The organism is Synechococcus sp. MU1655, assembly GCF_023630655.1.
Lineage (GTDB): Bacteria > Cyanobacteriota > Cyanobacteriia > PCC-6307 > Cyanobiaceae > Synechococcus_C.
Window position 1 is genome coordinate 1 of record NZ_JAKUHK010000087.1, and the last position, 7,194, is coordinate 7,194.

General features: G+C 58.2%; 5 protein-coding genes and 1 pseudogene. 2 read left to right on the plus strand and 4 right to left on the minus strand.

Translation table 11 applies throughout. From position 1 onward, the window contains the following. Positions 1 to 643: pseudogene (locus tag NCN04_RS05690) on the plus strand (divalent metal cation transporter); the annotation flags it as partial. Between the two features lie 29 nt (positions 644 to 672). On the opposite strand, the gene NCN04_RS05695 reads toward NCN04_RS05690, so the two are convergent. From NCN04_RS05695 to NCN04_RS05710, 4 genes are read right to left on the minus strand one after another with little or no spacing between them, the layout of a single operon-like run. Next, positions 673 to 1,167, minus strand: a complete 495-nt coding sequence (locus NCN04_RS05695) for an MEKHLA domain-containing protein (protein WP_250395451.1) — start codon at positions 1,165 to 1,167, stop codon at positions 673 to 675. A gap of 3 nt (positions 1,168 to 1,170) precedes the next feature. Continuing rightward, positions 1,171 to 2,067 carry an SWIM zinc finger family protein gene (locus NCN04_RS05700; protein ID WP_048347470.1) on the minus strand — a complete coding sequence of 299 codons (897 nt, stop codon included), beginning with the start codon at positions 2,065 to 2,067 and terminating at the stop codon, positions 1,171 to 1,173. Then, the gene (locus NCN04_RS05705) at positions 2,064 to 5,258 is read right to left on the minus strand and encodes a DEAD/DEAH box helicase (RefSeq protein WP_250395452.1); all 3,195 of its coding nucleotides are present in this window, start codon (positions 5,256 to 5,258) and stop codon (positions 2,064 to 2,066) included. The genes NCN04_RS05700 and NCN04_RS05705 overlap by 4 nt, the downstream gene beginning before the upstream one ends. Continuing rightward, positions 5,255 to 5,671: a hypothetical protein gene (locus NCN04_RS05710; RefSeq protein ID WP_048347468.1), complete on the minus strand. Its 417-nt coding sequence runs from the start codon at positions 5,669 to 5,671 to the stop codon at positions 5,255 to 5,257. The genes NCN04_RS05705 and NCN04_RS05710 overlap by 4 nt, the downstream gene beginning before the upstream one ends. A 34-nt stretch (positions 5,672 to 5,705) precedes the next feature. On the opposite strand from NCN04_RS05710, the gene alaS reads away from it, so the two are divergent. Further along, positions 5,706 to 7,194 (plus strand): alanine--tRNA ligase (gene alaS, locus NCN04_RS05715; RefSeq protein ID WP_250395453.1); only part of this gene is annotated, 1,489 nt, incomplete at its 3' end.

Below are 7,194 nucleotides of genomic sequence, written 5' to 3' on the forward strand. Positions count from 1 at the left end.
AGACAGCAAGCATTCGGCGTCTTTGAAGGAGGCCGAATTTGATTTCAACCTGGGCTATGCGGTCACTGTTGTGACGGCCGTCTTCTTTGTGATTTTGGGTGCTTACACGATGTATGGCACCGGCGAGGGAATGTTTGCCGGCAGTGGGGTGTCTTTTGCTCAGAATCTCATTCGCCTGTACACCGAAGCCATGGGTGGCTGGGCTGCTTGGGTGATTGTGCCGGCGGCCTTTGCGGCGATGTTTAGTACAACGCTCACCTGTTTAGATGCCTATCCACGCAGTATTTCTGCGATCCAAGGTTTATTGCAGGGGTCTGATCGAGGGGATTTGGCTTCGGCTCCTCAGCAGCGTCGTTTGACCGTGTGGTTAGTGCTGCATTTATTGGCTGCCTTGGTGGCCTTGCTGTTTGCGTTCAGTGGGGGGATTGGAGTGAAAGATTTTGTCTTCGGTGCGATGACAGGAAGCTTTCTGACAGCTCCGTTATTTGCCTGGATGGCAATGGACACGATGAACAGTGACCTAGTGGCTGTGGAGCATCGCGATGGTCCAGCGATGCGAGTGCTCACCTGGTTTGGCCTGGCCTTTTTGACAGGCTTCAGCTTGCTGTTTCTCGGTTGGTGGGCTTTCGGCTGGGGTGCGTGAACAAGCAATGATCCTGTTCGATTCAATGGTTAAATCCACCACCAGTTGGAGAAAGCAGCGGCCTGTCCGCAGGCCTCATTGTTGTCATCCCACAGGGGCCAGATTCGAGCGTTGTGAATCATGAAACGCCGACCTTCTTGATTAATGCGAATCCCGCTATAGCCTCGGAAGCCGGCACTTTGATGGGCTTGCTGAAGAGCGTTGGCCCGTTCGTGTTGTTCACTCTCCTCAGCAGTCAGCCTGGAGGGCATGCCAACCATGGTGTGCCAACTGTGCCCCCAGATCCGTAGGGCAGTGCTGTTGACATAGGTCAGCAATGGATCAGCACGGTGATCATGAGCCAACACGGCAATTGGGCTCGCGAAAAGTTCTTGCGCTGCTGTGCGATGGAACGGGCCGCTTTGATCACACACCAGTAGGGGTTGAGCAAAGGCCCGTTGATAGGAGATCAGCAAGTCGTTGATTAACGCCTGGGTATCAGCTCTCAACCAGGGAGCGGAGGTCCTTGAAATCATGTCCGTCATGGCTTACTGCCCCGCTGCCATCGCCTCCAACATGGCTTGTTGCGCTAAGGCTTGTCCCTGTTCGCGCAGGTGCTGCAAGAAACGGGGCTTTGCCTCTGGGAAGCGGGGCTCTTCGGCTAGTGGTAATTCACCTGCTGCGTCAAGTCCGGTGTCTCCTTCCATCGCTGGGGTGATCACCACCAGGTCTCCGTCAAGGCCCGCGTCATAGCGCCACCAGAGCGTTGGATCGAGAACCGCGGGATGGGGAGGATTGAGTTCGCTGCTGCTGACTTCGATTGCAAGCGCTTCTGCGTTGTCGCTTTGGTTTGCGCTCTCAGCGATGGCCTGTAATGCCTGTTGACGATGCGCCGCCAGGTCTTCCAGCAATTTGGCTCGCGTGCGACCACGCAGCTGAAACAGCACAAACGGATCTTCGCTGAACCGTTCTCCCATCAAGAAATAAACAGCGCTGATGTGTTTACAAGGGTTGGCTTTGTCTGGACAGCTGCATTCGCTCCTCACCTCTTGAAGCTTGAAGGGAAACAGGCGGCGACCACTGGCCGCGAAGGCCCGTTCGATGTCGGCTGGCATGATCCCTGCCAAGAGTTGAGCGGACCAGCGTGCCTTCATGGTGAGCGCCTCCAGCACGTAGCGCCAGTCCTCATCTTTCAGAACATCGAGCCAGAGCTTCACTTTGTAGGGGTCTTTGTCTGTGCCTTGCACACGGGCATGCACCCGTCGTCCTTCGAAGCGAATGGAGGTCACGTGACCTTCTCGCGCGTAGGCCCAAGCCCGTTCCAAGCGCTTTTTGAAGCGGTAAGAATTGATGAGCTCCATCCACTGCTCAACCCACCAGGGTTGTTGAGACAGACCGTCGTCACTGATCGAGGTGTTGATTCCACCTGGTGGGGTGATGCTCATGCTTGGTTGTCCTCCAGGCTCACTAGCTCTTTGAGTTGTCCCATTTCAAGGCCTCCAAGCCAGTCTTCGCCGGAGCCAATGATGTCTTCCGCCAGTCTGGACTTCTCGCGGATCATGCGGTCAATTTTCTCCTCGACCGAGCCGCTGGTGATGAACTTATGCACCATGACCCGGTTCGTTTGGCCGATGCGATAGGCACGGTCCGTGGCTTGATTTTCAACGGCGGGGTTCCACCAACGGTCGATGTGAAAGACATGACTGGCGCGCGTGAGGTTGAGGCCGACTCCGCCAGCCTTGAGTGATAACAGGAAAAGCTGGGGCCCGCGCGGGTCCTCCTGAAAGCGATCGACCATCGCTTGCCGTTCACTTTTGCTGGTGCTGCCGCTGAGGAAGGGAACTTCGCTGCGCCAGCGTCGTTGCAAATAATCCTGGAGCAACTTGCCCCATTCCGCGAACTGGGTAAACAGCAAGGCTCGATCCCCCGCTTCTACGACCTCGTCCAAAATTTCTTCGAGACGTTGGAGCTTCACGGACCGTTTGAGGAAATCTTCGCTGGCGCCCTCCTCCTTGAGGGCAAGCGCAGGGTGGTTACAGATCTGCTTGAGCTTGGTGAGCAGCCCCAACACCTGACCATGACGTTTGCCACGTGGCGCGCGGGCAATGGCATCCAAGGTGTCTTCAACGGTTTTGGCATAAAGCGACTTCTGCTCTTTGCTCAGCCCAACCCACTCGCTCAATTCCACCTTCTCGGGGAGATCCGAGATGATCGCTTTGTCGGTTTTCAGTCGTCTGAGGATGAACGGTCCCACTCGGGCTTTGAGGTCGCGAAGGGAGGAGAGGTCTCCGTACCGCTCAATCGGCATTCGGTAGCGATGCCGGAAAAATTCCTCCTCTCCAAGCACCCTTGGGTTGAGGAAGTCCATCAAGGCCCAGAGCTCGCTGACGCGGTTTTCGACGGGTGTGCCGGTGAGTGCGATCCGAAAACGGCTGTTCTTTTTTGGGCGTGCCAGGTCACGGGCGGCTTGGCTTTGCTTCGCGGAGGGGTTCTTGATCGCCTGCGCTTCATCGATCACGAGACCTTGCCAATCGTGACTTTCGAGGAGTTCACTGTCGCGTTGCAACAGGCCATAGCTGGTAAGCACGAGATCAACGTCCTTCAGCGCCTTTTTCAGTGCTGCTGGGGTGCTGGGGCGTTTTGGACCGTAGTGCTCATGCACCTTGAGCTCGGGTGTGAACGCCGTTGCCTCTCGTTTCCAGTTCGTGAGTACGGATGTGGGTGCAATTAAAAGGACCGATCGCTTGAGCTCGTTTTCTGCTTTGAGGTGTTGCAGAAAAGCCAGCAGCTGGATGGTTTTGCCAAGGCCCATGTCATCGGCCAAGCAGGCGCCTTGGTCGAAGCGATGCAGGAAGGCAAGCCAGCCGAGACCTCGCTCTTGATAGGGCCTGAGTTGACCTGAAAAGCCCTCGGGAGCGGGGAGTGGGTCTGGCGCTTTCTGCTGGTGGTACTGCTCCAGCACGGCTTGCAGTCGCGGACCGGCATCAAATTGATGCACGGGCAGGCGCATCATCGTGTCGCCTTCGGTGGCGGTGAGCCGAAGCGCGTCATCGAGGCTCAGGTCTGGATTGGCGGCGCAAAAGCGCTCGGCATTTTTGAGGTCATTGGGGCGTAGTTCGATCCAAGCCCCTTTGTGACGGACCAGAGGGCTGCGCTTTCCAGCCAAGCGCTCAAGCTCTCGCAAGGTCAGCGTCACCCCGCCGATCATCAGCTCCCAGCTCCAGTCAAGGTTTTCACCGAGCGTGAAGCCTCGCGAACGCTCGGTGAGCTCTGCCTTGATAGCGAGGCCAAGCCGGCTAGCCAGCCCTCCAGAAAGGCTTGGTGGCAGGTCAACGCCAACGCCCACATCTCGCAGTTGTCGGGCTGCTGTGCGCACCAAAACAAACGCTTCAGCTGGCGTGAGCTGCATGCTCTCTGGCGTGGCGCTGTCCAGTCCGCGCTCGATCGGCTGGAATACGGTCAGGGCTCGCCCCATGCCCTCGAGCAAGACCTCGCTGGGGTGATCCACTTTGATTTCCCCAAGTTGGAGGCCGCTGGGGCCTGCAGCCCAGGCCGCTCCCGCGGGCAGCTTGAGGGTGGGATCTGCTTCCGCTTGCAGAAAGAAGCGCAGTGGCCAAAGGTCCTCATCGTCCGCTGGTGTTGCCAGCTCAAGGCAGGCGCGGGCCGCTGCCACATTGCCAGCGACCCCTTCACGCCAATGACTACTGGCGGTGGCTAGGCGTTCGGTTTCTTCATCACTGAGTTGGAGCTCACCTGTATCCGAGCTCAAGGCTTCCTCCCAGGCTCGTAGTAGGGGGTCCAAGCCGTCAGGGTCAGGGGTAAAGCCCTTGCGCAGCTGCGCGTCCATCAGGTCGGACAACAGCGTGGCAACCCGTAGTCGGCCGCTGCGAGGCCTGCAGCAAGCCACCGGATTCGCGGCGCGCATGGCTTCTGGTCTGAGCCTGGTGATTCGGTTGCTGCGTTTGCCCGTTGGTTCTCGCCAAGGCAGGGCACAGGTGGCAACGAGAGGAAGGCCTGAGGCCAAGTCTTCAAGGCGGCGCCGGTCTTCTTCCCGATTGAGAAGCGGTACCCAGCGGGCGCGATGGGGATAGCCCTCGCCCTTGCTCAGCTCCACTTGGGGGAGCCAGCGACTTCGGGCTACGAGGCTGAGGGACCAACGCTGCATGTGACTCCACCAGCGCAACTCATCAGCCAAATCAGGATGTCGTCCTGACAGAGGAAGTTTGGAGAGCCAGGCGGTGGCCGCCATGGGGTCAATCGCGAGCCCCTGAACCTGCCAAGGCCACCACTCTGTCTGCTTCGGGATCGGTTCTCCAGCTTGTAAGGGAAGGCCTGTCCAAACGGGCTCTTCAGTGCTGCTGGCCTCTGCTCCGCGTTTTTTTCGGGGCTTCACGCTGCGGCTCGGCAGGGTGAGGCATGCTGTGGCATCAATGATGCCGTCGGGTAAAAGATCCCGTTCCGTGAGCAAGGCCCGGAGATCGTCTGGGCTAAGGGTGAAGGGGTGAAGCGCAGGGGTTGTACTTGGGCCTGCAGGCTCGGCAACGCGCCAGGTGTCAGCCCACACCAAAAGGGCAGCTCGTCCAGAGCTGGTAGGAGTACGAATGGCCGGAAGCCAGGTGGCGTGCAGCAGGCTCATGGCCGCGACGCAGAAAACATGCGTTGGGTTCCGTAAAGCACGAGTGCACTGCCGATCAACGGCAGCCACCCAATGAGGAGATCCAACACCAATATTGCCAGGGCATCGGCCCCTGCCAAGGGGGAAGGTAAAGACATCCCAAGGCTTCGTAACCCACAGACCGCTCCAACGAGCCCAGCGCGTAGGTGGGAGTCGTTGGAGTCAACGCGCTCTAGGTGGAAGGCCAGAAGGCCATAAAACAATCCGCAGCCACAGGATCGCACCGCCATTTCGAGTCCAAATGGAAGGCTGAAAAGGCCTGCTGTCAGTCCAGCAAGGCAGGCCCAGCCAATGGATAGCCAGCGCAGTCGATGGCGGCTGTCGGTGGAAGGAGACGGTGCGACGACGGTGCGCGGCGGCTCAGGGGCGATCATGGCCTTTCGATCTGTTGTTGACGCGGAATTCGCCATGGCTGTTGCACGTTCGTCGCGATCCGCTGCTGCCACCCCCCGCACTGGTGCTGAGATTCGGGCAGCATTTCTGAGCTTCTACGAAGAGCGGGGCCACAAGGTGATGGCCAGCGCCTCCTTGATTCCTGAGGATCCCACGGTCTTGCTCACCATTGCGGGAATGTTGCCGTTTAAGCCAGTCTTCCTCGGGCAGCAGAAGCGGCCAGCGCCGCGGGCTACCAGTAGCCAAAAGTGCATTCGCACCAACGACATCGAGAACGTGGGCCGTACGGCGCGGCATCACACGTTTTTTGAAATGCTTGGCAACTTTTCCTTTGGCGACTACTTCAAGCAGCAGGCAATTGAGTGGGCCTGGGAGCTGAGTACGGATCTCTTTGGTATCGATCCCAAGCATCTGGTGGTGAGTGTCTTCCGTGAAGACGATGAGGCTGAACAGATTTGGCGTGATGTGGTGGGGGTGAACCCGAAGCGAATCATTCGCATGGACGAAGCCGACAACTTTTGGGCGTCTGGTCCGACCGGACCCTGTGGCCCCTGCTCGGAGATCTACTACGACTTCAAGCCCGAACTTGGTGATGAAGGAATCGATCTTGAGGACGACGAGCGCTTCATCGAGTTCTACAACTTGGTGTTTATGCAATACAACCGTGACGCTGAGGGCACCCTCACGCCGCTTGCTAATCGCAACATCGATACCGGCCTGGGACTGGAGCGCATGGCTCAGATCCTGCAGAAGGTTCCCAATAACTATGAAACAGACCTGATCTTTCCGCTGATTCAAACTGCCGCTGATCTTGCTGGGGTCGACTACCACCAGCTCGACGATGCAGGACAAACGTCTCTCAAGGTGATTGGTGACCACAGCCGTGCTGTGACGCAACTGATTTGTGATGGCGTTTCGGCCAGCAACTTGGGGCGGGGGTACATCCTGCGCCGTCTTTTACGCCGGGTGGTGCGTCACGGCCGTTTGTTGGGCATTCATCAACCTTTCCTTGTCACGATGGGACAAGCTTCGATCGCACTCCTACAGGACGCCCATCCGTCGGTGATTGAGCGACAGGAGGTGATCTTGGCCGAGCTTGAGAGGGAGGAGTCGCGCTTTTTGGAAACCTTGGAGCGTGGGGAGAAGCTGCTGGCAGAGGTGTTGGAGAGCAAGCCCAAGCAGATCAGTGGTGCCCAAGCATTTGAGCTCTATGACACCTATGGATTCCCCCTGGAGCTCACCCAGGAAATTGCCGAAGAGCAGGGTCTTGATGTTGATCTGGCCGGATTCGAGCAGGCGATGGAGCAACAGCGTCAGCGGGCCAAGGCCGCGGCGGTGAGTATTGATCTCACGCTGCAGGATGCAATCGACCAAGTGGCGGCTGATCTCAATGCCACGGCGTTTGAGGGATATGACCTGTTAGAGCAGAGCAGCAGCACCGTGCAGGCCTTATTGGTTAACGGTGAAGCCGCTACATCAGCTTCGGATGGCGATGTGGTTCAGG